General features: G+C 70.7%; 23 protein-coding genes. 11 read left to right on the top strand and 12 right to left on the bottom strand.

Annotated features, from left to right (window positions below):
• The first annotated feature begins 112 nt into the window (after positions 1–112).
• The gene (locus ACFY0U_RS16590; RefSeq protein ID WP_388635788.1) at positions 113–415 is read left to right on the top strand and encodes a hypothetical protein; all 303 of its coding nucleotides are present in this window, start codon (positions 113–115) and stop codon (positions 413–415) included.
• Between the two features lie 45 nt (positions 416–460).
• Positions 461–1,561, top strand: coding sequence for a calcium:proton antiporter (locus ACFY0U_RS16585; RefSeq protein WP_388635786.1), 1,101 nt, complete (start codon positions 461–463; stop codon positions 1,559–1,561).
• 72 nt (positions 1,562–1,633) lie between these two features.
• Here the strand turns inward: ACFY0U_RS16585 and ACFY0U_RS16580 are convergent, their stop codons facing one another.
• The gene (locus ACFY0U_RS16580) at positions 1,634–2,941 is read right to left on the bottom strand and encodes an MFS transporter (RefSeq protein WP_388635784.1); all 1,308 of its coding nucleotides are present in this window, start codon (positions 2,939–2,941) and stop codon (positions 1,634–1,636) included.
• Between the two features lie 51 nt (positions 2,942–2,992).
• Positions 2,993–4,039, bottom strand: a complete 1,047-nt coding sequence (locus tag ACFY0U_RS16575) for a S66 peptidase family protein (protein ID WP_388635782.1) — start codon at positions 4,037–4,039, stop codon at positions 2,993–2,995.
• A 104-nt stretch (positions 4,040–4,143) separates the two neighbouring features.
• Here ACFY0U_RS16575 and aroQ point away from each other — a divergent pair, with 104 nt between their 5' ends.
• On the top strand, positions 4,144–4,617 hold the full coding sequence (gene aroQ, locus ACFY0U_RS16570) for a type II 3-dehydroquinate dehydratase (RefSeq protein ID WP_388635780.1): 474 nt from the start codon (positions 4,144–4,146) through the stop codon (positions 4,615–4,617).
• A 55-nt stretch (positions 4,618–4,672) separates the two neighbouring features.
• Here the strand turns inward: aroQ and ACFY0U_RS16565 are convergent, their stop codons facing one another.
• The 5 genes from ACFY0U_RS16565 to ACFY0U_RS16545 form a co-directional block, all read right to left on the bottom strand.
• Positions 4,673–5,425 carry an amino acid ABC transporter ATP-binding protein gene (locus tag ACFY0U_RS16565; RefSeq protein WP_388635778.1) on the bottom strand — a complete coding sequence of 251 codons (753 nt, stop codon included), beginning with the start codon at positions 5,423–5,425 and terminating at the stop codon, positions 4,673–4,675.
• Complete coding sequence (locus tag ACFY0U_RS16560; protein WP_388635776.1) at positions 5,422–6,318, bottom strand: amino acid ABC transporter permease; 897 nt, start codon at positions 6,316–6,318, stop codon at positions 5,422–5,424. Before ACFY0U_RS16560 ends, ACFY0U_RS16565 begins: the two co-directional genes overlap by 4 nt.
• Positions 6,315–7,202, bottom strand: a complete 888-nt coding sequence (locus ACFY0U_RS16555; RefSeq protein WP_388635774.1) for an ABC transporter substrate-binding protein — start codon at positions 7,200–7,202, stop codon at positions 6,315–6,317. The genes ACFY0U_RS16560 and ACFY0U_RS16555 overlap by 4 nt, the downstream gene beginning before the upstream one ends.
• 422 nt (positions 7,203–7,624) lie before the next feature.
• The gene (locus ACFY0U_RS16550; RefSeq protein ID WP_388635772.1) at positions 7,625–8,281 is read right to left on the bottom strand and encodes an MBL fold metallo-hydrolase; all 657 of its coding nucleotides are present in this window, start codon (positions 8,279–8,281) and stop codon (positions 7,625–7,627) included.
• A gap of 21 nt (positions 8,282–8,302) precedes the next feature.
• A complete protein-coding gene (locus ACFY0U_RS16545) occupies positions 8,303–8,989 on the bottom strand; it encodes a maleylpyruvate isomerase family mycothiol-dependent enzyme (RefSeq protein ID WP_388635770.1) in 687 nt (228 codons plus the stop codon).
• A 224-nt stretch (positions 8,990–9,213) separates the two neighbouring features.
• On the opposite strand from ACFY0U_RS16545, the gene uvrA reads away from it, so the two are divergent.
• Positions 9,214–12,249 (top strand): excinuclease ABC subunit UvrA, encoded by a 3,036-nt coding sequence (uvrA, locus tag ACFY0U_RS16540; RefSeq protein WP_388635769.1) that lies wholly within the window; start codon positions 9,214–9,216, stop codon positions 12,247–12,249.
• A 159-nt stretch (positions 12,250–12,408) separates the two neighbouring features.
• Here the strand turns inward: uvrA and ACFY0U_RS16535 are convergent, their stop codons facing one another.
• The 4 genes from ACFY0U_RS16535 to ACFY0U_RS16520 all read right to left on the bottom strand — a co-directional run bounded on the left by ACFY0U_RS16535 (position 12,409) and on the right by ACFY0U_RS16520 (position 16,219).
• On the bottom strand, positions 12,409–13,320 hold the full coding sequence (locus ACFY0U_RS16535) for a carbohydrate kinase (protein WP_388635767.1): 912 nt from the start codon (positions 13,318–13,320) through the stop codon (positions 12,409–12,411).
• 217 nt (positions 13,321–13,537) lie between these two features.
• A complete protein-coding gene (locus ACFY0U_RS16530) occupies positions 13,538–14,560 on the bottom strand; it encodes a LacI family DNA-binding transcriptional regulator (RefSeq protein WP_388635765.1) in 1,023 nt (340 codons plus the stop codon).
• Between the two features lie 130 nt (positions 14,561–14,690).
• Entirely contained in the window at positions 14,691–15,647 is a 957-nt protein-coding gene (locus ACFY0U_RS16525) for a hypothetical protein (protein ID WP_388635763.1), read from the bottom strand.
• Between the two features lie 197 nt (positions 15,648–15,844).
• Positions 15,845–16,219 carry a response regulator transcription factor gene (locus ACFY0U_RS16520; RefSeq protein WP_388635761.1) on the bottom strand — a complete coding sequence of 125 codons (375 nt, stop codon included), beginning with the start codon at positions 16,217–16,219 and terminating at the stop codon, positions 15,845–15,847.
• A 220-nt stretch (positions 16,220–16,439) separates the two neighbouring features.
• Between ACFY0U_RS16520 and ACFY0U_RS16515 the strand changes: the two genes are divergently transcribed.
• Positions 16,440–17,816: an ABC transporter substrate-binding protein gene (locus ACFY0U_RS16515; protein WP_388635759.1), complete on the top strand. Its 1,377-nt coding sequence runs from the start codon at positions 16,440–16,442 to the stop codon at positions 17,814–17,816.
• A gap of 81 nt (positions 17,817–17,897) precedes the next feature.
• The gene (locus tag ACFY0U_RS16510) at positions 17,898–20,555 is read left to right on the top strand and encodes a PAS domain S-box protein (RefSeq protein ID WP_388636263.1); all 2,658 of its coding nucleotides are present in this window, start codon (positions 17,898–17,900) and stop codon (positions 20,553–20,555) included.
• 107 nt (positions 20,556–20,662) lie between these two features.
• Here ACFY0U_RS16510 and ACFY0U_RS16505 read toward each other — a convergent pair whose 3' ends face one another.
• Entirely contained in the window at positions 20,663–20,824 is a 162-nt protein-coding gene (locus ACFY0U_RS16505) for a hypothetical protein (RefSeq protein ID WP_388635757.1), read from the bottom strand.
• Between the two features lie 206 nt (positions 20,825–21,030).
• Here ACFY0U_RS16505 and ACFY0U_RS16500 point away from each other — a divergent pair, with 206 nt between their 5' ends.
• From ACFY0U_RS16500 to whiA, 5 genes are all read left to right on the top strand, one after another.
• Complete coding sequence (locus ACFY0U_RS16500; RefSeq protein WP_388635755.1) at positions 21,031–21,705, top strand: response regulator; 675 nt, start codon at positions 21,031–21,033, stop codon at positions 21,703–21,705.
• Between the two features lie 64 nt (positions 21,706–21,769).
• Positions 21,770–23,800, top strand: a complete 2,031-nt coding sequence (uvrC, locus tag ACFY0U_RS16495; protein WP_388635753.1) for an excinuclease ABC subunit UvrC — start codon at positions 21,770–21,772, stop codon at positions 23,798–23,800.
• Positions 23,797–24,756, top strand: coding sequence for an RNase adapter RapZ (rapZ, locus tag ACFY0U_RS16490; protein WP_388635751.1), 960 nt, complete (start codon positions 23,797–23,799; stop codon positions 24,754–24,756). Before uvrC ends, rapZ begins: the two co-directional genes overlap by 4 nt.
• On the top strand, positions 24,753–25,820 hold the full coding sequence (yvcK, locus tag ACFY0U_RS16485) for a uridine diphosphate-N-acetylglucosamine-binding protein YvcK (RefSeq protein WP_388635749.1): 1,068 nt from the start codon (positions 24,753–24,755) through the stop codon (positions 25,818–25,820). Before rapZ ends, yvcK begins: the two co-directional genes overlap by 4 nt.
• On the top strand, positions 25,811–26,800 hold the full coding sequence (whiA, locus tag ACFY0U_RS16480) for a DNA-binding protein WhiA (protein WP_388635747.1): 990 nt from the start codon (positions 25,811–25,813) through the stop codon (positions 26,798–26,800). Before yvcK ends, whiA begins: the two co-directional genes overlap by 10 nt.
• The last annotated feature ends 88 nt before the right edge of the window (positions 26,801–26,888 follow it).

Below are 26,888 nucleotides of genomic sequence, written 5' to 3'. Positions count from 1 at the left end.
CAACCAGCACCGGGAGCTACCCGCGGCGAATTGCCGTGCACCGCTCCCGGTGCTTGGTTGTTTCCAGGGCGCGTTCCCCGCTTCGGGGCGCCATGGCCGGCTGGAGACATCCATGAAGTTCGTACAGATCATCGACTTTGAGACCGAGCGCCTGGAAGAAATGCAGCAGCTGCTCCAGGAGGCGGGGCAGCGCAACGCGGGCAAGGCGGGCGGCCCGACCCACCGGATGTTCCTGAAGGACCGTGACAAGCCCAACCGCTATGTGGCGGTGCTCGAATTCGAGTCGTACGACGAGGCCATGCGCAACAGCGACGACCCCGAGACGGGCAAACTCGCGGAGCAGCTGGGTGCGCTCTGCATCGGCGAGCGCGTGTACACCAACCTGGACGTCCTGGAGTCGGGCGAGCTCAAGTAGCGCCGGCGGAATGCGGAGCCCGTTCGCCTCTGCGACGATCGCTGCATGATCACTCGGCTCAGGTCGCTCACCACCCGGTGGACGACGCTCGTGCCGGTGCTCGCGGTCGTCCTCCTGGCCTTCACCTGGGGGCGCGACCTGCCGGGCGTCATCGTCGTCCTGGTGACCCTGGTCCTCGCGGGCGCCGTCCTGGCCGCCGTGCACCATGCCGAAGTGGTCGCGCACCGGGTCGGCGAGCCCTTCGGCTCCCTCGTCCTCGCCGTCGCCGTCACCATCATCGAAGTCGCCCTCATCGTCACCCTGATGGCCGACGGCGGCGGCAAGAGCTCGACTCTCGCCCGGGACACGGTCTTCGCGGCCGTGATGATCACCTGCAACGGCATCGTCGGTGTCTGCCTCCTGGTCGCCTCGCTGCGCCACGGCATCGCCGTCTTCAACCCCGAGGGCACCGGCGCCGCCCTCGCGACCGTCGCCACCCTGGCCACCCTCAGCCTGGTCCTGCCGACGTTCACGACGAGCAAGCCGGGCCCGGAGTTCTCCGGCGTCCAGCTGACCTTCGCCGCGCTCTCCTCACTGGTCCTGTACGGCCTGTTCGTGGCGACACAGACCGTGCGGCACCGCGACTACTTCCTCCCCATCACCCGCCAGGGCGAGGTCATCGCCGTCGACGACCACGCCGACGCGCCGTCCTCCCGTACCGCCCAGATCAGCCTCGGCCTGCTGGGACTGGCCCTGATCGGCGTCGTCGGCCTGGCCAAGGGCGTGTCGCCCACCATCGAGTCAGGGGTGTCGGCCGCCGGACTGCCCCATGCCGTCGTCGGCGTGATCATCGCCCTGCTGGTGCTGCTCCCCGAGACCATCGCCGCGCTGCGCTCCGCCCGTCGCGACCGCGTGCAGACCAGCCTCAACCTCGCGCTCGGCTCGGCGATGGCCAGCATCGGCCTCACCATCCCCGCCGTCGCCCTGGCCTCCATCTGGCTCGACGGCCCGCTCGTCCTCGGCCTCGGCGCCACCCACATGGTGCTGCTCGCCCTGACCGTGGTGGTCAGCTCCCTGACGATCGTGCCGGGCCGGGCCACCCCGCTCCAGGGCGGCGTACACCTGGTGGTGTTCGCGGCCTATCTGGAGCTGGCGATCAATCCGTAGACCGATCCGTAGGCCCATCCGTAGGCCGATCCGGGGACCTTCCGCAGGCGAATCCGTGGACCAACCCCCGGATCAATCCATGGCCGGCTCCGCCTTGACGGCCACCGGCACCGGACGCGTCTCCGGCAACAGCGCGAAGCACCCCAGACTCAGCAGCGCGATCCCCGTCAGATACGCCCCCACACCCCACGGCACCCGGCCGCCCTGCTCGGCCAGCGCCGTCGCCACGATCGGCGTGAGCGCGCCCCCGAGGACGCCACCGAGGTTGTAGCCGACCGCGGCACCCGTGCAGCGCACCCTCGGCTCGTACAGCTCCGGCAGATACGCGGCGATCACCGCGAACATCGTGATGAACGCGAGCATCGCGCCCAGGAACCCCAGGAACATCAGCAGCGGTTCACCGGTAGAGAGCAGCGCGACCATCGGGAACATCCACACGGCCGCCGCCGCACACCCCGCCAGACACAGCGGCCGCCGCCCGTAACGATCGCCGAGCAGCGCCGCCACCGGCGTGAGCGAGCCCTTCACCACGACCGCGGCCATGATGCAGGCCAGCATGACCGTACGGCCCACGCCCAGCCGCTCCGTCGCATACGCGAGGGACCAGGTCGTCACGGCGTAGAAGATCGCGTACCCGACCGCGAGCGCCCCGGCCGTCAGCAGGACGAGCCGCCAGTGGTCGCGCACGACCTCGACGAGCGGCACGCGCGCGTGGTCGTCGATCTCGAGGAAGCCGGGACTCTCGGCGAGCGACGACCGCAGCCACAGCCCCGCCACGGCCAGCACCCCCGCCGCCCAGAACGGCACTCGCCACCCCCACGCGGCGAACTGCGCCTCGGTCAGCGACGCAGACAGGACGAGCATCACGCCGTTGGCGAGCAGAAATCCCACCGCGGGCCCGATCTGCGGGAAACTCGACCACAGGCCGCGTCGCTCGGGCGGCGCGTGCTCGGCCGTCAGCAGCACGGCCCCGCCCCACTCCCCGCCGAGCCCCAGGCCCTGGAGGAACCGCAGCACGAGCAGCAGCAGGGGAGCGGTCACCCCGATCGAGTCGTACGTCGGGACACAGCCGACCGCGACCGTGGCGCCGCCCGTCAGCAGCAATGAGGCGACGAGGACCGGCCGCCGCCCGCGCCGGTCCCCGATATGCCCGAACAGCACCGAACCCAGCGGCCGCGCCACGAACCCCACACCGAAGGTGGCGAAGGCGGCCAGCGTCCCCGCCAGCGGCGAGAACGTCGGGAAGAACAGCGGCCCCAGGACCAGCGCCGCCGCGGTCCCGTAGACGAAGAAGTCGTAGAACTCGATGGCCGTCCCGGCGAGCGAGGCGGCCGCGAGCCGCGGCATGGAGGGCGCCCTTACGGTGCGTACGTCGTGCATGCCGCGTCAACTACCCACGGTGACCGCGGGTTACGGGGGCGTGCGGGCGCGTCAGTAGGTGACCGTGATGCGCCGGGCGGGACCGTCGACACGGACGAGACCCCCGTAGGGAATGACGAGTTGGGGATCGGTGTGCCCGAAGTCGACGTCGAAGACGATCGTGGTGTCGGGGGCGTAGGCCCGCATGGCGCGCAGTACGGCCTCGCGCTGGTCGGAGGCGTAACGAGCGCTCTCCTCGGGGCCGTTGGGCTGCTCGAAGGACCAGGTCTTCGCCCGGCCCATCAGCAGTGCGGAGAAGCGCTGGAGCAGACCGCGCTCGCCCATGTTGCGCAGGGTGCGGAAGACCTCTTCGCCGCTCGGCATCTCCTCGGAGGTCTCCAGCAGCAGTACGCCGCCGTCGTACTCGCTCAGGTCGTGCGAGATCTCACGGTCGGCCATCAGCAGCCATCCCAGGATCTCCAGGCAGCCGCCCCAGCTACGGCCCTCGATCACCCGGTCGGGGTTCACCCAGGTCCAGCCCGTGCCCGGCCTGGTCTCCGGCTCCGCTTCGAAGGTCGCCGGGTCCGCCCAGTCGCGGTTGACGTCGTTCCAGCGGTCGGCGGGCCTCAACTCGTACTCGCCCGAGGTGAACAGGGCTGCCCGCAGGGAGTCGGCGGTCAGTTCGTCCATGGCGACCGGACGGCCCAGTGCGGTCATCACGGTCGCGCCGTGATAGCCGACGATCCCCGTGTTGCGTAGATACATCAGCAGGTTCGTGTTGTCGCTCATCCCGAAGAACGGCTTCGGTTTCGCCCGGATCAACTCCCGGTCCAGATACGGCAGCACGGTGATCTGGTCGTCGCCGCCGATCGACGCGATGACCGCCTTGATGTCCGGGTCGGCGAAGGCGGCGTGGATGTCGTCGGCGCGCTCCTGCGGAGTCGTGCCCATCTTGCGGGTCGTCGGGTACTCGACCGGGACGAGGCCATAGTCCTCGCGCAGTCGCTCCAGGCCCAGTTCGAAGGGGCGCGGGAACAGCTCGGGCAGGCCGGCGCCGGGCGAGATGACGGCTATGCGGTCGCCGGGGGAGGGCTTGGGCGGGTACGAGATCGTCGTCATCCGTGGAGGGTACGGCCGTCCGCTCTCTCGGCGCACCGTGATAAACCGGGGTCTGAGCAGCGGTCTTCAACGGATCGCACACCCGCCACCGGACCGGAGGAACCGTGCCCCGCACCCTGGCCAACGCCCCGATCATGATCCTCAACGGCCCCAACCTGAACCTGCTCGGCCAGCGCCAGCCGGAGATCTACGGATCCGACACCCTCGCCGACGTCGAGGCCCTGTGCGCCAAGACCGCGGCCGCGCACGGCGGCACCGTGGACTTCCGGCAGTCCAACCACGAGGGCGAGCTGGTCGACTGGATCCACGAGGCGCGGCTGAACCACTGCGGGATCGTCATCAACCCCGGCGCCTACTCGCACACGTCGGTCGCGATTCTGGACGCACTCAACACCTGCGACGGACTGCCGGTGATCGAGGTCCACATCTCCAACATCCACAAGCGCGAGTCCTTCCGCCACCACTCCTACGTCTCCCTGCGCGCCGACGGCGTCATCGCGGGCTGCGGCGTGCAGGGATACGCGTTCGGCGTGGAGCGGGTCGCGGCGCTGGCGGGGACGGGACAGGCCGAGGCGTAAGGCGTGGCTAGGGGCGGCTAGGGGCGGTAAGCCCCGCCCTCCTGGTGGGCGCCTGTTACAGGCGCCCGGCCTCCACGATCCGCCGCAGGAAGCGCTGCGTGCGCTCCTGCTGCGGGTCACCGAAGATCTGCTCGGCCGTCCCTCGCTCCAGGACCACCCCTCCGTCCAGAAAACAAACCTGGTCGGCGACATCGCGGGCGAAGCCCATCTCGTGCGTGGCCAGCACCATGGTCATGCCCTCGTCCTTGAGATCACGGACGACGGTGAGCACCTCGCCCACGAGCTCCGGGTCGAGGGCCGCGGTGATCTCGTCGAGGAGCAGCAGCCGGGGACGTACGGCCAGAGCGCGCACGATCGCGACCCGCTGCTGCTGACCGCCGCTGAGCCGGTCCGGGTACTCGCCCGCCTTGCCACCGAGCCCGAGCCGCTCCAGCAGCTCCTTGCCACGCTCCTCGGCCTCCGCGCGGGACACGCCGTGGACGCGGCGAGGGGCGAGCGTGATGTTCTCCAGGACGGTCATGTGCGGGAAGAGGTTGTACGCCTGGAAGACCACGCCGATACGGCGGCGTACCGCGTCCTGGTTCACCCGCGGGTCGGTGATCTCCTCGCCGTCCAGCCAGATCGCGCCGTCGTCGATCTCCTCCAGGAGGTTCGCGCAGCGCAACAGCGTGGACTTGCCGGAGCCGGAGGCGCCGATCAGCGCGGTCACCGTGTGCGAGGCGACCTCCAGGTCCACGTCCCGCAGTACGACCGAGCCGCCGAACGTCTTGCGGACGGACTCCATCCGCAGCACCGGTGCGTCGGTCATGTGGTCCCTCCTTGGGCCCGCTGACGGTCCATCCGGGCCGTCACCCAGTCCGTGAACCGGGTCATCGGGATGGTCAGCGCGACGAAGACCAGCCCCGCGACGATGTACGGCGTGTAGTTGAGGCTGCGGCCCACGATGATGTCGGCGGCCCGTACGGCGTCCACCGCACCGCCGATCGAGACGAGCCCGGTGTCCTTCTGGAGCGACACCAGGTCGTTGAGCAGGGGCGGCACCTGGCGTCGTACGGCCTGCGGCAGCACCACGTGCCGCAGCGCCTGCCGGTTGGAGAGGCCGAGCGAGCGGGCCGCGGCACGCTGCGAGGGGTGGATGGACTCGATGCCGGCGCGGAACACCTCGGCCACGTAGGCCGAGTACGTCAGCGTCAGCGCGGTGCCGCCCAGCAGCACCGGGTCGACCGTCACGCCCTGGAGCCGCAGTGCCGGGACGCCCAGGACCACGATCATCAGGTTGATGATGAGCGGAAGGCCCCGGAAGAAGTCCGTATAGGCGGCGGCCAGCACCCGCAGCGGGAAGAACACCGGGCCGCGCAGGGTGCGGGCGATGGCGATGAGCATGCCGAGGACGAGCACGGCCACGCCGCATATCAGCAGCAGCCGGAGGTTGAGCCACAGCCCTTCGAGGACCTTGGGGAACGCCTCGCGCGCGTACTCCCCGTTGAAGAAGGTCTCCTTGGTGCGCGGCCAGCCCGGGGCGTTGACGACGACCAGGTAGAGGACGGCCGCCGTGACGAGCGTCGAGAGCGCGCCGATCGCCGTGGCACGGCGGGAGCGGGCCCTCTTGTGGCGTTCCCGTTCGAGCCGTCGCTCGGAGGGTGTGTACGTGTCGTCGGAGTCCGGCGACTCCGCGCCGGACTCCTCCTTCGTGAGCGTCACTTGAGCACCGGGGCGTCGACGGCGTCGGACAGCCACTGCTGCTCGATCTTCGCCAGCGTGCCGTTCTCGCGCAGGGTGTCGACCGCGTCGGTCACGCAGGACGTGAGCGCGCTGCCCTTGTCGAGGACGAGGCCGAACTGCTCCGGCGTGCCGCCCTGGTTCTCGAACTGGCCGACGATCTCGGCGTTCGTCACCTCGGCCGCGGTGATGTAGAAGGCGGTCGGCAGGTCGACGACGATGGCGTCCACCTGGCCGTTCTTGAGGGCGGACTTGGCCTGGTCGTTCTTGGCGTACGCGGCGGGCTGCTGCGTCGGCTTCACCACGTCCTCGATGTAGTTGAGGCTGGTGGTGCCGACCTGGGCGCCCAGCTTGAGGCCCTTGAGGTCCGCGACGCTCGTCGCCTTCGCAGCCTTGGTGCCCTTGAGGGCGATGACGGCCTGGCGCACGTCGTAGTAGCCGGACGAGAAGTCCACGGCCTTCTTGCGCTCGGCGCTGATCGACACCTGGTTGATGTCGAAGTCGAAGGTCTTCTCGCCGGGCGCGAACGCCTTGTTGAACGGAACGCTCTGCCAGACGACGGCACTCTTGTCATAGCCGAGCTGCTCCGCCACCGCGTAGGCGACCGCCGACTCGAACCCCTTGCCGTTGGCGGGCTTGTCGTCCTTGAACCACGGCTCGTAGGCGGGCTCGTCCGTGGCGATCGTGAGCTTGCCGGACGTCTCCGTGGCCAGCTTCCCCTTGGTGCACGCGGTGCCGGTCGACGACCCCGAAGGTTTGGCGGCCGAGTCCTCCTCCGGCTGCGGTGCGCAGCCGACGGCGGTGGCGAGCAGGGCTATGGTCGCGGCGGCGACAGCGCGGCGCAGGGTGCGCGGGGCGAGGTGCATGGCGGGAGATTGACAGCAGGTCGCCCCGTTTGTCGAGGTCACGACGGCATTTGTCCGCATACTGGGAACGGGTGTTGCGTTCTTGTGAACGCCCTCTGTGGACGCTCCTGTGCACGTCGCCGGGGCCGCCGGCCGAGGGCGGGGATCGAAAGACCGGCGGCCCGTGCCGCGCAGGAGCCGTCATCCTGTGCGGGGCTGCTACCAGTTGACCGCGCAACCATGTACGCGGGGAGCGTGCGCAGGACACCGGCGTGTGTGAACGGTTCACACGGGGCGCGTGCGAAGGCGTGCGCGCCGGGGGCGCGAAGGTGCGGCGCGTACAGGGGTGTTGTGCGCGGGGCGCGCGAGGGTCGTCACACGCTGGGCGCGCACGAGTCGGCTGCGCGCCGGGTGCGCGGGGGATTCGTCGCGCGCCCCGTCGCTCACCACCCGCGCGCGTGCCACTCCGGCAGCTGGGGGCGCTCGGCGCCCAGCGATGTGTCGTCGCCGTGGCCCGGGTAGACCCACGTCTCGTCCGGCAGGACGTCGAAGATCTTCGTCTCCACGTCGTGGATCAGACTCGCGAACGCCTCAGGATCCTTGCGGGTGTTGCCCACACCGCCGGGGAAGAGACAGTCGCCGGTGAACACATGGGGGTGGCCGTGCGGGTCGTCGTAGACGAGCGCGATCGAGCCCGGCGTGTGCCCGACCAGATGGCGCGCGGTCAGCTCCACGTGCCCCACCCGGATGGTGTCGCCGTCGTCGACGAGGACGTCGGTCGGCACGGGGATGCCGGAGGCGTCCTCCCGGCCCGCGTACGTACGGGCGCCGGTGGCGTCGACGACCCGGGCGAGGGCCTGCCAGTGGTCGCCGTGCTGGTGTGTGGTGACGACGGACGCGATGCCGTCGTCACCGATCATGCCGATCAGCGTCTCCGCGTCGTTGGCCGCGTCGATCAGCAGCTGCTCGTCCGTGGCCCGGCAGCGCAGCAGATAGGCGTTGTTGTTCATGGGACCGACCGCGATCTTGGTGATCATCAGGTCCTTGAGTTCGTGCACGTCCGCCGGGCCACCGACCGTGACCTGTCCGCTGTACGTCATGGCGGTCAGTCTAGGGCGCCCCTACAGCGGAGGAAGCTCCGGCAGCCTGCCCCCCTCCACCCTCAGCGCCGATCCGTTGCGGCGCCCGGCGAGCCAGCCCAGCAGGTCGGCGGGGGAGCCCGTCACCGTGACCACGAGCGCCTCCGCCACCCGGCCCGTGGTCCACGCGCGCGTGTCGTCCGTCAGGCGGGTCGGCGGTACGTCGGGGTGCCCGGTGAACCGGTCGGCGAGGAAGGCGATCTCCCGGTCCGCGAACTCCGCGGGCACGTCCTCCAGCTCGTAGCCGATCCCGAGGTCCACATGGTGAAGCTCCAGCTCCACCCATCGCCGGAACGGCACCCTGGCCGCCGAGTCGGTGACCCCGTTGCGCAGCTGCACGACGCGCGACCAGTCGGCCGGGACGGCTCCCGCCTCCTGGAAGCGGGCGGCGCTGTCCCGGATGTCCGCGAGCTGGACGTCGAGGGGGCGCGGGGCGTCCCGGTCGATGTCGGCGTCCCGGGCCTCCCCGGAGACGTACATGGGGCGGCCCTCCAGAACGTTCACGAGGGCGTCCGCGTTGCGGGCGAGGTGGGCGAGGACGTGGCCGCGGGTCCAGCCGGGGAGCCGTGACGGCTCGGTCACAGACGCGTTGTCCAGTTTGGCGGCTGCGGTGAGCAGCCGTTCGGTCGCGTCACGTACAGACGCCAGGTCATGCGCGTGATCAATCATGCTGCTGACACTAGCCCCGCCACACCTTTGGGTGAAGGTGGTGAAGCAGTGCCGTAAATCGAATGCACGTGCTATATGGTCGACAGCGGCGTCGGGCATGCTGGATAGCCGGGGATTGTTATGCATCCGGGAATCCGACCGGCGTTGTCAGTGGCTCCCCCTAGTCTGAAAAAGCACGGGGGCCCCGCCCCTGTCACTTCTTCTCAAGAAAGGTGCGGACCGGCGTGGCCGACCGTCTCATCGTCCGTGGCGCGCGCGAGCACAACCTCAAGAACGTCTCGCTCGACCTGCCGCGTGACTCGCTCATCGTCTTCACGGGCCTGTCCGGGTCGGGCAAGTCCTCCCTGGCCTTCGACACGATCTTCGCCGAAGGTCAGCGTCGGTACGTGGAGTCGCTCTCCTCGTACGCCCGCCAGTTCCTCGGCCAGATGGACAAGCCGGACGTCGACTTCATCGAGGGCCTCTCGCCCGCGGTCTCCATCGACCAGAAGTCGACCTCTCGCAACCCGCGCTCGACGGTCGGCACCATCACCGAGGTCTACGACTACCTCCGACTGCTCTTCGCGCGCATCGGCAAGCCGCACTGTCCCGAGTGCGGGCGCCCGATCGCGCGCCAGTCGCCGCAGGCCATCGTCGACAAGGTCCTGGAGCTGCCGGAGGGGAGCCGCTTCCAGGTCCTGTCGCCGCTGGTGCGCGAGCGCAAGGGCGAGTTCGTCGACCTCTTCGCCGACCTCCAGACCAAGGGTTACAGCCGCGCGCGGGTGGACGGCGAGATCATCCAGCTCTCCGAGCCGCCCACACTGAAGAAGCAGGAGAAGCACACCATCGAGGTGGTCATCGACCGCCTCACGGTGAAGGAGTCCGCCAAGCGCCGGCTCACCGACTCCGTGGAGACCGCCCTCGGCCTCGCCGGCGGCATGGTCGTCCTCGACTTCGTCGACCTCCCCGCGGACGACCCCGACCGCGAGCGCATGTACTCGGAGCACCTGTACTGCGCGTACGACGACCTGTCCTTCGAGGAGCTGGAGCCCCGCTCCTTCTCCTTCAACTCCCCCTTCGGCGCCTGCCCCGAGTGCAGCGGCATCGGCACCCGCATGGAGGTCGACCCCGAGCTGATCGTCCCCGACGAGGACAAGTCCCTCGACGAGGGCGCCATCCACCCCTGGTCGCACGGGCACACCAAGGACTACTTCGGCCGGCTGATCGGCGCCCTCGCGGACGCGCTGGGCTTCCGCACCGACATCCCCTTCGCGGGCCTGCCGCAGCGCGCCAAGAAGGCCCTGCTGTACGGCCACAAGACGCAGATCGAGGTCCGCTACCGCAACCGGTACGGACGCGAGCGGGTCTACACGACACCCTTCGAAGGCGCCGTCCCCTTCGTCAAGCGCCGGCACAGCGAGTCCGAGAGCGACGCCAGCCGTGAGCGCTTCGAGGGCTACATGCGCGAGGTGCCCTGCCCCACCTGTGAGGGCACCCGCCTCAAGCCGATCGTCCTCGCGGTCACCGTGATGGAGAAGTCGATCGCCGAGGTCTCCGCGATGTCCATCAGCGACTGCGCGGACTTCCTGGGCGAGCTGAAGCTCAACGCCCGCGACAAGAAGATCGCCGAGCGGGTGCTGAAGGAGGTCAATGAGCGGCTCAAGTTCCTCGTCGACGTCGGCCTCGACTACCTCTCGCTCAACCGCGCGGCCGGCACCCTGTCCGGCGGCGAGGCGCAGCGCATCCGCCTGGCCACCCAGATCGGCTCCGGACTCGTCGGCGTGCTCTACGTCCTCGACGAGCCGTCCATCGGTCTGCACCAGCGCGACAACCACCGGCTGATCGAGACCCTGGTCCGGCTGCGCGACATGGGCAACACGCTCATCGTCGTCGAGCACGACGAGGACACCATCAAGGTCGCCGACTGGATCGTCGACATCGGCCCCGGCGCCGGTGAGCACGGCGGCAAGGTCGTGCACAGCGGCTCCCTGAAGGAGCTGCTCACCAACGCCGAGTCCATGACCGGCCAGTACCTGTCCGGCAAGAAGGCGATCCCGCTCCCCGACATCCGGCGCCCGCAGGACCCGTCCCGCCGGCTCACGGTGCACGGTGCCCGCGAGAACAACCTCCAGGACATCGACGTCTCCTTCCCGCTCGGTGTGTTCACCGCGGTCACCGGCGTCTCGGGATCCGGCAAGTCCACGCTGGTCAACGACATCCTGTACACCCACCTGGCCCGCGAGCTGAACGGTGCCAGGAGCGTTCCGGGACGCCACACACGCGTGGACGGCGACGACCTCGTCGACAAGGTCGTGCACGTCGACCAGTCGCCCATCGGCCGCACTCCGCGGTCCAACCCGGCGACGTACACCGGCGTCTTCGACCACGTCCGCAAGCTGTTCGCCGAGACCACCGAGGCGAAGGTCCGCGGCTACCTGCCCGGCCGCTTCTCCTTCAACGTCAAGGGCGGCCGCTGCGAGAACTGCGCGGGCGACGGCACGATCAAGATCGAGATGAACTTCCTCCCGGACGTCTACGTCCCGTGCGAGGTCTGCCACGGCGCCCGGTACAACCGGGAGACCCTGGATGTCCACTACAAGGGCAAGTCCATCGCCGAGGTCCTGAACATGCCCATCGAGGAAGCCATGCACTTCTTCGAGGCCGTCCCGGCGATCAACCGCCACCTCAAGACGCTCCACGACGTCGGTCTCGGCTATGTCCGCCTCGGCCAGTCCGCGACCACCCTGTCCGGCGGCGAGGCCCAGCGCGTGAAGCTCGCCAGCGAGCTTCAGAAGCGTTCCACCGGACGCACGGTCTACGTCCTGGACGAGCCGACCACCGGTCTGCACTTCGAGGACATCAGCAAGCTGCTGAAGGTCCTCTCCGGCCTGGTCGACAAGGGCAACACGGTCATCGTCATCGAGCACAACCTCGACGTGATCAAGACCGCCGACTGGGTCGTCGACATGGGCCCCGAGGGTGGCGCGGGCGGCGGTCTCGTCGTCGCCGAGGGCACCCCCGAGGAGGTCGCCGGAGTCCCCGCCAGCCACACCGGCAAGTTCCTGCGGGAGATCCTCGGCGCCGACCGGATCAGCGACGCGTCCTCGGTGAAGGCCCCGCGCAAGACGGCGGCCAAGAAGACCGTCGCCGCCAAGACGGCGGCGAAGAAGACGGCCACGGCGAGGACGACCGCGACCAAGGCGACCGCGGCCAAGAAGGCAACCGGCGCCACCAAGAAGGCGGCACCTGCGAAGAAGACGACGCGGGCCCGCAAGGCCTGACGCCCATGGGCGACAGGTCCTGAGAAATACGGAAAAGTTCGGCGCCCCGTGGGAACTCCCCGCGGGGCGCCGATCGTTGCAAGATCAGCCGCCCGATCCCTGCGGCTTCGACGCACCTTGACTTCTGAACAGTGGAATCGGCGGAAGGCCGAACGCCCCCTACAGGTCCCCGAGTTCGGAGGCATACGGCGGTTCCGCCCCCGCCCGGGAGCAGGTGATCGCGGCTGCCCGCGCCGCGAATCGCAGCAGCCTTGTCCAGCCGTCGGCGCCCAGTCCCAGGAGCGCCTCGGCGGACAGGGCGTCCCGGACGGACAGACCGTGCAGGAGCGCCGCGTTCACCGTGTCGCCGGCCCCGATCGTGTCGACGACATCGACCTTCTCGCCCGGCACGGAGTGCGCCGAGCCGTCCCGGGTGAACGCGGTCAGACCGTCACCGCCTCGCGTGATCACGACGGCCGAAGGCCCCGCGGCCAGCCACTCGCTCGGGGTGCCGCCCAGCCACTGCGCGTCCTCCTCGGAGAGCTTGAGCAGGGACACCGACGGCAGCCAGCTCTTGAACCGGGCCCGGTAGGCGTCCGGATCGGGGATCAGTCCGGCCCGGATGTTCGGGTCGAGGGCGGTGAACACGCCCTGAGCGGCCGCGCTCCGCATCAGCTCCTCGTAGGCGCTCGCCCCCGGCTCCAGGACGAGCGAGCAGGTGCCGAAGGACACCGCGCGCGTCCCTGCGGGGAGCTCGGCGGGGGCCGCGAACAGACGGTCGGCGGTGCCCTCGACATAGAAGGAGTAGGCGGCCGAGCCGCTCGCGTCGATCGTGGCGACCGCCAGAGTGGTCGGCTCCGGCCCGCGCTGCACCGCCGACACGTCCACCGACGCCTGCCGCAGCCCGTCGAGCAGAGCCTCGCCGAACGCGTCGGACGACGTACGGGAGCAGAAGGCCGCGGGGGAGCCGAGGCGGCCCAGGGCGACGGCCGTGTTGTACGGCCCGCCGCCGAGCGCCGGCGTCAGTCCCGCCAGGGCTCCGGTGCCCTGCGGTACCAGGTCGATGAGGGCCTCACCGGCGACGACGATCACGAGCGGGTTCCTTTCTCGGGCTTGCGGGGCTGTCCTGCGGTACGGAGACGGGCGGAGGGGGCGGCAACTGCCCTTCGGGCAGCCGGCGTTGGGGTATCCCGGGCTCTTCGACCAGTAGCTGTTGCGACATCCCGGCCTCTTCGAGCGACTGTTGTCGTGACACTCCGGCGTGTCCGGCCGGCTGCCGCCGGGACGCCCCGGCCCCCTCGGAAAGCCGTCATTCGGGCACCACCGCGTCCCCGGGGCACCCGCACGACGTGCGATGCCTCAAGTGGCAGGGCAGGCGGACCGTCCGGGCCGGGCGGTCCGGATCGGCCAGGCGTTCCAGGAGCACCTGCACCGCCCGGGCGCCGATCTCCTTGCTGGGCTGGGCGATCGCGGTGAGCCGGGGCGAGAAGAGGTCGGCCCAGGCGAAGTCGTCGAAGCAGCATAGGGCGATGTCGCCGGGGACGGCGCGACCGTGGGCGCGCAGGGCGCGCAGCGCACCGATCGTCATCGCGTTGTTGGCGGTGACGAGCGCCGTCGGCGGCTCGGCGAGGGCCAGCAGGGCCGCGGTGGCCCGCTCGGCACCGGCCGACGCGGAGTCGCCGTGGACCACGAGCCCTTCGTCGAACGGCAGTCCGGCGGCCGCGAGCCCGCCACGGTACCCGGCGATCCGCTCACTGCTGGTGCTGAGCCCGGGCAGGCCCGCCACCAGCCCGATCCGCCGGTGACCGAGCACGGCGAGATGGGCGACCAGCTCGCTCATCGGCGCGGTGTTCTCGGCGCAGACCTGGTCGAAGGGCGACGCGGTGTCGACGACACGGTCGAGCAGCACCGCGGGTACGGCATGGCGGCCGAGGTAGGCCAGCAGCTCCCCGGGGTCCGCGGAGGGCGCGACGATCATGCCGTCCACCCGCCGCTCGTGCAGCAGTTGGACGACCTTGCGCTCATGGACGGGGTCGTCGTGCGGATCGGCGATCAGCAGGCTGTAGCCGCGTTCCAGCACCTCGGCCTCGACGCCCTGGAGGATCTCCGTGAAGTACGGATTGCTGATCGCCGACACCGCGAGCCCGATGGACCGGGTGCGGGAGGTCACCAGGGAGCGGGCCAGGGTGTTGGGGGTGTAGCCGAGCTCGTCGATGGCGTCCAGGACGGCCTGGCGGGTGTGCGGGAGCACCGGCCGGGTGTCGTTGAGCACGTGCGAGACGGTCGCCACGGACACACCCGCACTGCGCGCGACATCGGCCATGGTCGCCATGACGCCCCCTCCCGGACAGCCCTTCGGGCGGCACCCTTCGGCGAACACCCTTCAGGCCGGGAACGTATCCCATCCGGCGACCGACGTAAACGCTTGCGCAAGCGTTTACGTCACGCGGGCTCCCGGCGGCTCACTCCCAGTCCCAGCCGATTCCGACGATCCCCGTCCGCACCCGCGGCTCGACGATGTGCACCGACCGGTGCGTCCCGGTGAGCGCCAGCTCCTGGCGCCCGCTGCGCGGGGCCGCCGCCGAGTGCTGGGTGAACCGGTGGCAGCGGGCCGGCAGCGCGTTCTCGTCGAACCGCACCTGGAGCGCGTACTGCCCGCCGGTCGGGCCGAACCCGCGGATGTACTCGCGGGAGACACCCGCCGTGCCGTCCTCGACGCCGTAGCGGAACAGGAAGGTGTCGCCGGCCCGCAGCCGGGTGTCGAAGAGCAGCTCGGCCACGAGTACACCGGTCTCGTGGTGGGAGCGGACGCGTCCCGTGCGGCAGTTCTCCAGGGCGTGCACCTGCATGCGCTCCGGCGCGCACCCCGGGTCGCCGTGGTGCACGGCCACGAAACGGTCGACGCCGTCCCGGTGGGCGCGCACGATGTGGTGCGACTCACGCCCGAGGAGCTCCCGGCATCCCCCTATCCGTACCAGCTCGTGGTGCCCGAGGGTGTGCAGCCCACCGTCCGGCGGTGAGTCCAGCTCGGCCAGCAGCCGTTCCAGTACGCCGGAGGCCTCGACGAGGGAGCGGTAGGAGCGGACGGCGGGGCGCTGGCCGGCCGCGTGGGCGTCGGCCTCGGCGAGCAGCCGGATCAGCGACTCCTCCGGCAGCTGGAGGATCTCCTCCAGGGCCCGTACCGCGCGCAGCGACTCGGGGCGCTGGGGCCGGCGCGCACCCTGCTGCCAGTAACTCAGGCTGGTGACGCCGACCTTGACCCCGTAGCGCGACAGATGGTGCTGCACTCGCTGGAGCGGCAGTCCGCGGGCGGCGATCGCTGCCCGCAGGGCGACATGGAAGGGGCCGCCTCGCAGGGCCGTGTCCAGTTCCGCGTCGGCGACGGCGGAAACGTCCCCGTGCTGTGTGGCGTGCGGCATGCAGGGGCCTTTCTGTGTGGTCACGGCGGCTGGTCAGACCGTCGTGCGGATTCGCACCGGTACCGGAGGCGTCTTCACATCCGTACGCCGTTCTTCACGGTCCCGAGTTCCCCCGCATTGAAGCGTGTTGACCAAGTCCCGACAACACCTCATGCCCAACAGTCACGCACTCCTGGCCGGGATGCGGCGGGGAGAAGTCAAGTCGGCGCGCCCGAGCCGTCGTCGCCCAGAACCGCTCTGATCGCCTCGGCGGAGAGCGCGGACTTGTGCAGAAACCCGCGTGCCGGGCTGGCCGCGACGAGTTCCTCGAAGTCGTCCAGGGAGTGGGTGGAGATCAGGATGATCACGGACGTGACATTGCCGGCGAGCTCCACCGCGAGGTCGAAGCCGTTCTCCCCGTCGAGGTCGAGATCCACCAGGACGATGTCCGGGGCCAGTTCAGTGGCCCGTGCCAGAGCCTCCGGACCTGACATGGCGACGCCGACGACGGGTATCCCGTCGCGCTCCAGCAGAGTGCGCGCGGCCTCCAGGAAGCGGATGCTGTCATCGACGAGAAGACAGCGCATGGACATGCCCCAAAGGGTCCCAACAGGCGGGTGATTGCGCTTTCCAGCTACCCGGAAAGAGTCGACGCGCGTTGTTTCCGGGCAGCTGGAATGTGCTGAAGTCCCTTGCCGAATCCCCCGGTTCCCGTTTACTCAGCGCAGCGGCATGTCACCGGGGGTAGCATGTGGGCTGCCCTGGGGAGGCCGCGGAAGCCCGGTCGAGTGGGGGTGCGCGATGCAGGCGTGGATGAGGAACGTCGGAGCTGGTCGGCACCACCGCGCCCTGGCCGCGGGGCTGTCGGGGTTCGTCCTGCTGCTGGCCGCGTGCGGCGGGGGAGGCGATGACGACGACGGCACGGCCGGCAAGACACGCGGTGACACGACCTGCGACGGCAGGATCGAGGGCACCGAACATCTGACGATGTGGTTCCACGCCGGGCCGAGCGGGGAGCTCAGCACCTTGCGGAAGCAGGTCGCGGAGTTCAACAAGGCGCAGAAGCAGGTGCGGGTCGAGCTCGTCACCCTGCCTGAGCACCGCCCGTACACCGACCTGGTGAACTCCGCCGCGGCCAGCGGCGACCTTCCGGACCTGCTCGACTTCGACGGCCCTCATCTCTACAGCTACGCCTGGTCCGGCAAGCTCAAGCCGATCGACTCCTGTGTCCCCGAGAGCGTCCGGAGCGACCTGCTGGCCTCCATCCGCCAACAGGGCACGTATACGGGGAAGTTGTACGGCATCGGCACCTTCGACTCGGGGCTGGGGCTGTATGTGCGCCCCTCGGCGCTGGAGAAGGCCGGCATCCGCCTCCCCAAGGGCGTCGACGACGCGTGGACCGCCGAGGAGTTCACGGCCGTCCTGCGCACCCTCCGCAAGGCGGGCCACAAGACGCCCCTCGACATCGGACTCGTCTACGCGAAGCCCGGCGAGGAGTGGAACACCTACGGCTTCGCGCCCGCGGTGTGGTCGGCGGGCGGTGATCTCATCGAGCCCGGGACGTTCCGTACGGCCGACGGCTTCCTCAACGGCCCCGAGGCGGTCAAGGCGCTCACCACCATGCAGACCTGGGCCAAGGAAGGGCTCGTCGAGCCCGGCAAGACCGACGACCAGGCGTTCAGCGAAGGCCGTAGCGTCATCTCCTGGACCGGCCACTGGTGGTACCCGGAGTACAGCAAGACGCACCCCGGCGACGTGGCGATCGTGCCGTTGCCCGACTTCGGCCGGGGCACGGTGACCGGGATGGGCTCCTGGCAGTGGGGCGTCACCTCGGGCGCGGCCGACGGAGACGCCGTCTGGCGCTTCCTCGCCTATCTCCTCAAGCCGGACCAGGTCCACCGGATGAGCGAGGCCAACGGCGGGATCCCGGCCACGCACAGCGCGCTGAAGCTCTCCTCCGCCTACGGCACCGGTGGCGCCGAGCACCTGTTCATCGAGCAACTCACGGGCGGCGTCGCCCGGCCCCGGCCGCAGACGCCCGCCTACCCGGCGATCACGGACGCCTTCTCCCGGGCCTTCGCCACGATCATGTTCGACGAGGCGCCGGTGCGGGCCACGCTCGACCGGGCGGTGGCGGTCATCGACAAGGACTTGGCGGACCACCAGTACTACCCGCCCACCGGGCGCTGAGGAACGACCGTGCGCGGCGTGAGACCGACACGGACGGAGCGCCCCCCGCTCCTGGCCCGGCTGCGTGTCGGACGCAAGCTGATGCTGCTCGTGCTGCTGCCGGTGACCGGGCTGCTGGCCTTCACCGCCTTCAGCGGCGTCGCCCAGTGGCAGGAGGCCGGCGACCTGCGGGCCTTCCACACCGCGACCGAGGTGTCGTTCGCGCTCACCGAGGTCTCCGACGCCATCGCCCGGGAGCGGATCGCCGCCGTACAGGCCCGGCTGCGCCCCGGCACGGTCACCCCGGCGGCCCGTGCCGCGGCTGAACGGGCCACGGACCAGGCCCTGGAACGGGCCGTCGACCGGGCCGTCGGGTGGACCGAGGCCGACGCCGCCGGAAACCTCGACGCCGTCGGCCGTCGGCTGCACGCGCTGCGCGTCCAGACGGGCACCGCCTCGCTCACCGCCCGCGCGGTGGCCCAGGACTACGCGGGCATCGAGGACGCCCTGCTCGACAAGGCCGCCCTGTTCGAGTCGGGAAGCCCCACCCGGGCGTCGGGCCGCGCGGCGGACGCCCACATCGCCCTCGTACGGGCCATCGAGGCCGCCGAACGCGAGCGCGCGGAGCGGGCGATCCTGCTGGACGCCCCCGCCGAGCAACGCCCCACCACCGCCGGCCGCTGGCCCGAGCTGGAGGCGGCCGAACTGGACACCTTCCGGCAGAACACCTCGGACGAACTGCGCGGCGAGCTGTACAGCACGCAGTTCGAGGCACCGGGGCGGGCCGTCCGCACGGTCCGCGACACGCTCGCCGCAGCCCACCCGGAGGCCGCCCACTGGCCGTCCTACGACCGCTGGCTGCTCGACTCCGGGGCCCGCATCGACGCCCTGCGCGGCATCCAGGACCGGACCGCGCGCGACCTCGACATCACCGCCGCGCGCGACCGCCACAGCGCGGAGACCCGCGTACGGCGCGACCTCACCGTCTCCTTGGCCGTCCTCGCCGCCGTCACCGTCCTCGCGCTGGCACTGCGCCGCTCCATCACCCGCCCCCTCGGCGAGGTCTCCCAGGGCGCGCGGGCCCTGTCGTACGGCGATCTCTCGTACGACATCCGCTACGCCGGCCGCGACGAACTCGGCGATGTGGCCGACACCTTCCGCGAACTGCGCGTCACCACCGAGCGGCTGGCCGGCGAGATCCGGGCCATGAACACCGCGATCGACCACAACCGGCTCGGTCACCGCGCCGACGTCGCCTCCTTCGACGGCACCTGGGCCCAGCTGCTCGGCGGCATGAACGGCACCATGGCGTCCTTCGCGGCGGCCCACGGGCGGCGCGAGAAGGCCGAACAGGAAGTGGAGAGCATCTTCAACCTCTCCCTCGACCTGCTCTGCATCAGCGGCCTCGACGGCTACTTCAAGCGGGTCAACCCGGCCTTCGGGAGGACCCTCGGCCACTCGGTCGAGGAACTGCTGGCCAAGCCCTACATCGAGTTCGTGCACGAGGACGACCGGGACAGCACCCGCGTCGCCCTCGACCGGCTCGCGAGCGGCGCCGACGTCGCCGAGTTCGAGAACCGCTACCTGCGCGCGGACGGCACCGAGTGCCGGCTCCAGTGGAGCGCCAGGCCGGTCCCCGAGGAGGGCCTCATCTACGCCACCGCGCGTGACGTCACCGAGAGCCGCCGGGCCGCACTGGAGCAGGCCGCGCTGCGCCGGGTCGCCACCCTGGTGGCCCGCGGCGCCCCGCCGCCCGAGGTGTTCACGAGGGTGGCGGAGGAGGTCGGGGCCCTGCTGAGCACGACGGCGGCCGTGCTGCGGCAGGAGCCCGACGGCAGCCACACGGTCCTCGGCACCGCGTACGGGATCCCGGAGGAGCTGGAGCGGGCCAGCCGCGAGGAGCGCCGGCAGGCGGGCCGCAAGGCGATACGCGAGGTGTCCGGGACCCGGCGCGCGGCCCATGTCGGACAGGCCGTGGGCGCGCCCATCGTCGTCGACGACCGGCTGTGGGGCTTCATCCTCGCGGCCTCCCCGCTGGGCACCCTGCCCGGCGGCACCGAGTCGCGGCTGGCCGACTTCACCGAGCTCGTCGCCACCGCCATCGCCAACGCGGACAGCCGCGCCCAGCTGACCGCGTCACGCGCGCGCGTGGTGGCCGCCTCGGACGCCTCCCGGCGCAGGATCGAGCGCGATCTGCACGACGGGGTCCAGCAGCGGCTCGTCGCCCTCCAACTGGACCTCAGACTGGCCGAGTCGCTGCTGACGGACCCGTCCTCGGAACTCGCCGAACAGCTCGCCCATGTGGGCAAGGGCCTCGACGACGCCTTCCAGGACCTGCTCCAGGTGGCCCGCGGCATCCACCCGGCGATCCTCTCCAAGGGCGGCCTGGGCCCCGCCCTGCGCTCCCTGGCCCGCCGCTCCGCCGTCCCCGTGGAGCTCGACCTGAGGCTGCCCGCTGCGCGGCTGCCGGAGCAGCTGGAGGTTGCCGCGTACTACGTCACCTCGGAATGCCTCACCAACGCCGCGAAACACGCCCACGCGCGCGTGGTGGAGGTCGAGGCCGAGATCCGGGACGACCGGCTGGAGCTGGTCGTCCGCGACGACGGCGTCGGCGGAGCGGATCCGGGCCGTGGATCCGGGCTGATCGGACTCATCGACCGCGTCGAGGCCATCGGCGGCAAGCTGGACGTCAGCAGTCCGCCGGGCGAGGGCACCACCATGAGGGTACGGCTGCCGCTGAGCCCGCCGACGAACGTGTGACCGCCCGGGCGCACGCGGGGGAGTCGTCCAGGCGGGGGGACCTCGGACGTGGTGACGTCGCGTACGCACCGGGCGGTCATGTCGGACGGAGAGGCTGCCGTCCGGTTCTAGGGGCGGTGGGTACCGCCGTGGCGTGCCGACCGCAGGCGCTTGGCGCGCACGATGTCGGGATCCCGGGGGTCGAGGACATCGCCGAAGCCGTACGTGTCCTCGGCGCCGGGACGGACACGGGTCGACCGCCTCGCCTTCTCGATCCGCGTCTGCCGCATGTCCCGCACCCCTTCGGTACCGCGACCTGCCGCTTCTCGCCCGAAGCGACCGGTCCCTCTGCATCGCACTGGTACGAGAATCGCTCGCGCACGTCCGTGTGTCGTCACGGCAAGCCCCCAATTCCGCTTCCGGCTAGCCGTAATCCAGCCGGTGGGGCAGGCTGTTGGGCGCGCAGCAGATCGGTCGGGCAAGGGGAGCCGGGGCCATGGACGACGCATCGCAGCGGCAGGTGCGGGGACGGGTGGTCCTCGCCGACGACGACATCCTGCTCCGGGAGGGACTGGCGAGCCTGTGCGAGAGAGTCGGGTACGAGGTGGTGGGCCAGGCGGGTGACGCGGAGCGGCTCCTGGAACTGGTCCACGAGGAGCGCCCCGACATCGCCATCGTCGACATACGGATGCCGCCCGACCACTCCACGGAGGGCCTCAAGGCGGCCCGCACCATCCGGGAGCGCCACCCCGGCACCGCCATCCTCGTCCTGTCGGCGTTCGTCGAGGTCGAGGACGCCCTGGAGCTGCTGGCCGGCGGACGCGGGGTCGGCTACCTGCTGAAGAGCCGGGTCACGGTCGTCGACGAGTTCATCGAGGCCCTGGACCGCATCGGCAAGGGCGGCGCGGTGGTCGACCCCTCCCTGGTCCACGAACTCTTCACGGCCCAGCGCCGCGACGACCCCCTGTCCCACCTCAGCTCCCGGGAACGGGAGGTCCTGGCCCTCATGGCCGAGGGCCGTTCCAACGCCGGCATCGGCCGCCGCCTGTGGGTCACCGAGGGCACCGTCGAGAAACATGTCCGCAGCATCCTCGGCAAGCTCAGCCTGACGGAGGACACGGACGACCACCGCCGGGTCCTTGCCGTCCTGACGTTCCTGGAGTCCAGGTAGCGGTCGCCCGCCCGTCGTCCACAGCCCCGTCGGACTGTCAGCCCCCGCCAGTAGGGTGTGAGACATGGCCGACCCCTCCAGCTACCGCCCCAGGCCGGGACAGATCCCGGACTCTCCCGGGGTCTACAGATTCCGCGACGAGCACCGCCGGGTGATCTACGTCGGAAAGGCGAAGAGCCTGCGCCAGCGCCTGGCGAACTACTTCCAGGACCTGGCGAGCCTGCACCCGCGCACCCGCACGATGGTGACCACGGCCGCGTCCGTGGAGTGGACGGTGGTGTCCACGGAGGTCGAGGCCCTGCAGCTGGAGTACTCCTGGATCAAGGAGTACGACCCCCGGTTCAACGTCAAGTACCGCGACGACAAGAGCTACCCGTACCTCGCGGTGACGATGAACGAGGAGTTCCCGCGCGTGCAGGTGATGCGCGGTCACAAGAAGAAGGGCGTCAGGTACTTCGGGCCCTACGGGCACGCCTGGGCGATCCGCGACACCGTCGACCTTCTGTTGCGCGTCTTCCCCGTCCGCACCTGCTCCGCCGGCGTCTTCAAGAACGCCGCCCGCACCGGCCGCCCCTGCCTCCTCGGCTACATCGGCAAGTGCTCCGCGCCCTGCGTCGGCCGTGTCTCCGCCGACGAGCACCGCGAACTCGCCGAGGACTTCAGCGACTTCATGGCAGGCCGGACCGGGACGTACCTCCGCCGCCTGGAGAAGCAGATGATGGAGGCGGCCGAGGAGATGGAGTACGAGCGGGCGGCCCGCCTGCGCGACGACATCGAGGCCCTGAAGAAGGCCATGGAGAAGAGCGCCGTCGTGCTCGCCGACGCGACCGACGCCGACCTCATCGCGGTCGCCGAGGACGAACTCGAAGCCGCCGTGCAGATCTTCCACGTCCGCGGCGGACGCGTGCGCGGCCAGCGCGGCTGGGTCACCGACAAGGTCGAGGAGATCACCACCGGCGCCCTCGTCGAGCACGCCCTCCAGCAGCTCTACGGCGAGGAGACCGGGGACTCCGTCCCCAAGGAGGTCCTCGTCCCGGCCCTGCCCGACCCCACCGAGCCGGTCCAGGAGTGGCTCACCGGGCGCCGCGGGTCGAACGTCTCGCTGCGCATCCCGCAGCGCGGCGACAAGAAGGCGCTGATGGAGACCGTACAGCGCAACGCCCAGCAGACCCTCGCGCTGCACAAGACCAAGCGCGCCTCCGACCTGACCACCCGCTCGCGCGCCCTGGAGGAGATCGCCGAGGCCCTCGACCTGGACAGCGCCCCCCTGCGGATCGAGTGCTTCGACATCTCGCACCTCCAGGGCGACGACGTCGTGGCCTCCATGGTCGTCTTCGAGGACGGCCTCCAGCGCAAGAGCGAGTACCGCCGCTTCCAGATCAAGGGCTTCGAGGGCCAGGACGACGTCCGCTCGATGCACGAGGTGATCACCCGCCGCTTCCGGCGCTACCTCGCCGAGAAGGAGAAGACCGGCGAGTGGGCCGACGGCGAGGACAGCTTCACCGAGGAAGACGGCCGCCCCAAGAAGTTCGCCTACCCGCCCCAGCTCCTCGTCGTCGACGGCGGACAGCCCCAGGTCGCCGCGGCCAAGAGGGCGCTCGACGAGCTCGGCATCGACGACATCGCCGTCTGCGGCCTCGCCAAGCGCCTGGAGGAGGTCTGGCTGCCCGACGAGGACGACCCGGTGGTCCTGCCCCGCACCAGCGAGGGCCTCTATCTGCTCCAGCGCGTCCGCGACGAGGCCCACCGCTTCGCGATCACCTACCAGCGGGCCAAGCGGGCCAAGCGGTTCCGGTCGAGCCCCCTGGACGACGTCCCGGGCCTCGGCGAGACCCGCAAGCAGGCGCTTCTGAAACATTTCGGCTCGTTGAAGAAACTTCGATCTGCCACCATCGACCAGATCTGCGAGGTTCCCGGCATAGGCCGCAAAACGGCTGAGACCATCGCCGTGGCCCTGGCCCAGGCGGCACCGGCCGTACCCGCGGTGAACACAGCTACTGGAGAGATCATGGAAGAGGAACCCGGCACCATGGGTTCCGGTGGGGAGCCCGTGACGGCGGGCACCCCGGACGAACGACGGGGGCAGGAGACATGAATGTGAACGAGAACGAAGGCCAACAGAGCCAAGACGGAGACGGAGCACAGGTGAGCACGGGCACGACCAGCGACGCGGCCGGGATCCCGGACGTCGCCATCCCCGAGCTGGTGATCATCTCCGGTATGTCCGGAGCCGGCCGGTCGACCGCCGCCAAGTGTCTGGAGGACCTCGGCTGGTTCGTCGTCGACAACCTCCCGCCCGCGCTGATCCCCACGATGGTGGAGCTCGGCGCCCGCTCCCAGGGCAATGTCGCCCGGATCGCGGTCGTCGTCGACGTCCGCGGCCGCCGCTTCTTCGACAACCTCCGCGAGTCCCTCGCCGACCTCGAGGCCAAGCACGTCACCCGGCGGATCGTCTTCCTGGAGTCCTCCGACGAGGCCCTGGTCCGCCGCTTCGAATCGGTGCGCCGCCCCCACCCCCTCCAGGGCGACGGCCGCATCGTCGACGGCATCGCCGCCGAGCGCGAACTGCTGCGCGAGCTGCGCGGCGACGCCGACCTGGTCATCGACACCTCCAGCCTCAACGTCCACGAGCTGCGCGCCAAGATGGACGCCCAGTTCGCCGGCGAGGAGGAGCCCGAGCTGCGGGCCACCGTCATGTCCTTCGGCTTCAAGTACGGCCTCCCGGTCGACGCCGACCTGGTCGTGGACATGCGCTTCCTGCCCAACCCGCACTGGGTCCCGGAGCTGCGCCCCTTCACCGGCCTCAACGAGGAGGTGTCGGCGTACGTCTTCAACCAGCCCGGCGCCAAGGAGTTCATCGACCGCTACTCCGAGCTGCTCCAGCTGATCGCGGCCGGCTACCGCCGCGAGGGCAAGCGGTACGTGACGATCGCGGTCGGCTGCACCGGCGGCAAGCACCGCTCCGTCGCCACCTCCGAGAAGCTCGCCGCCCGTCTCGCCTCCCAGGGCGTGGAGACGGTGGTCGTACACCGGGACATGGGACGGGAATGACAGAACGTTCTCCGCGGCTGAGCAGGCTGCGCCGGGTCGTGCCCGAAGGACGCGCGACCCGGCCCGTGGAGGCCCGCGGCGCCAGGCCGCGCCGCCGGGGCGCCCAGCCCAAGGTCGTCGCCCTCGGCGGCGGCATGGGTCTGTCCGCCTCGCTCGCCGCACTGCGCCGGATCACCGGCGACCTCACCGCCGTCGTCACCGTGGCCGACGACGGCGGCTCCAGCGGGCGGCTCCGGGACGAGCTGGGCGTGCTGCCGCCCGGCGATCTTCGCAAGGCGCTGGCCGCGCTGTGCGGTGACGACGACTGGGGCCAGACCTGGGCCCGGGTCATCCAGCACCGTTTCGAGTCCAAGGGCGACCTGCACGAGCACGCGGTCGGCAATCTGCTGATCGTCGCCCTGTGGGAGCAGCTCGGTGACCATGTCCAGGCCCTCGACCTGGTCGGCAAGCTGCTGGGCGCGCACGGCCGGGTGCTGCCCATGTCCGCCGTGCCCCTGGAGCTCCAGGCCCTGGTCAAGGGGCACGACCCGGAGCGGCCCGAGGAGGTGGACACCGTCCGGGGACAGGCGACGGTCGCCCTCACCCCCGGCGAGGTGCAGTCCGTGCATGTCGTTCCGCACGACCCGCCGGCCGTCCCCGAGGCCGTGGCCGCCGTCCTGGACGCGGACTGGGTGGTGCTCGGACCCGGCTCCTGGTTCTCCTCGGTCATCCCGCATCTGCTGGTGCCCGAACTGCTGGACGCCCTCACCCAGACGAAGGCCCGCCGGGTACTCTCGCTGAACCTCGCCCCGCAGCCCGGAGAAACCGATGGCTTCTCCCCGCAGCGTCATTTGGAGGTTTTGGGACGACACGCCCCTAAACTCGCCCTGGACGTGGTGCTGGCCGACCAGGCCGCCGTGCCCGACCGCGACTCCCTGACCGATGCCGCCAAGCGCTTCGGTGCCGCGGTCGAGCTGGCGCCGGTGGCCCGGCCCGATGGGACCCCGAGGCACGACCCGGAGCTGTTGGCCGCCGCGTACGACCGTATTTTTCGGATGCATGGAAGGATCGGCCCATGGCGATGACGGCAGCGGTGAAGGATGAGATCTCCCGGCTCCCCGTCACCCGGACCTGCTGCAGAAAGGCGGAGGTCTCCGCGATTCTGCGGTTCGCCGGCGGCCTCCACCTGGTGAGCGGGCGCATCGTGATCGAGGCGGAGCTGGACACCGCGATGGCGGCCCGCCGGCTCAAGCGGGACATCCTGGAGATCTTCGGCCACAGCTCCGAGCTGATCGTGATGGCTCCGGGCGGACTGCGCCGCGGTTCGCGTTATGTGGTGCGTGTGGTCGCCGGTGGTGACCAGCTGGCCCGGCAGACCGGCCTGGTCGACGGGCGGGGGCGCCCGATCCGTGGTCTGCCCCCTCAGGTCGTCTCCGGGGCCACCTGTGACGCCGAGGCCGCCTGGCGCGGGGCCTTCCTGGCGCACGGCTCGCTGACCGAGCCCGGCCGTTCCTCCTCCCTTGAGGTGACCTGCCCGGGTCCCGAGGCCGCGCTCGCCCTGGTCGGCGCCGCCCGCCGGCTCTCCATCGCCGCGAAGGCCCGTGAGGTGCGCGGGGTGGACCGGGTGGTCGTCCGTGACGGCGACGCGATCGGCGCGCTGCTCACCCGGCTCGGCGCCCATGAGTCGGTGCTGGCCTGGGAGGAGCGCCGGATGCGCCGCGAGGTGCGGGCCACGGCGAACCGTCTCGCCAACTTCGACGACGCCAACCTGCGCCGCTCCGCGCGCGCGGCCGTCGCCGCCGGCGCCCGCGTCCAGCGGGCCCTGGAGATCCTCGCCGACGACGTGCCCGAGCATCTCGCCGCCGCCGGGCGCCTGCGCATGGAGCACAAGCAGGCCTCCCTGGAGGAGCTGGGCGCGCTCGCCGACCCGCCGCTGACCAAGGACGCCGTCGCCGGCCGTATCCGCCGACTGCTGGCGATGGCCGACAAGCGGGCCCAGGATCTCGGCATCCCGGGCACCGAGTCCAGCATCACCGAGGAGATGGCCGACAACCTCGCGGGCTGACCCACCGTCACCACGCCGGTGCCGATACTCCATCGGAGTGTCGGCACCGGCGTTTGTCCGTCCTTGAGGCCCCCTTGACTGGATCATG

The sequence above is a fragment of the Streptomyces sp. NPDC001536 genome, assembly GCF_042894505.1.
Classification (GTDB): Bacteria; Actinomycetota; Actinomycetes; order Streptomycetales; family Streptomycetaceae; genus Streptomyces.
The sequence above is the reverse complement of the archived record's forward strand: the minus strand, read 5'-3'. Positions and strand labels throughout refer to the sequence as shown.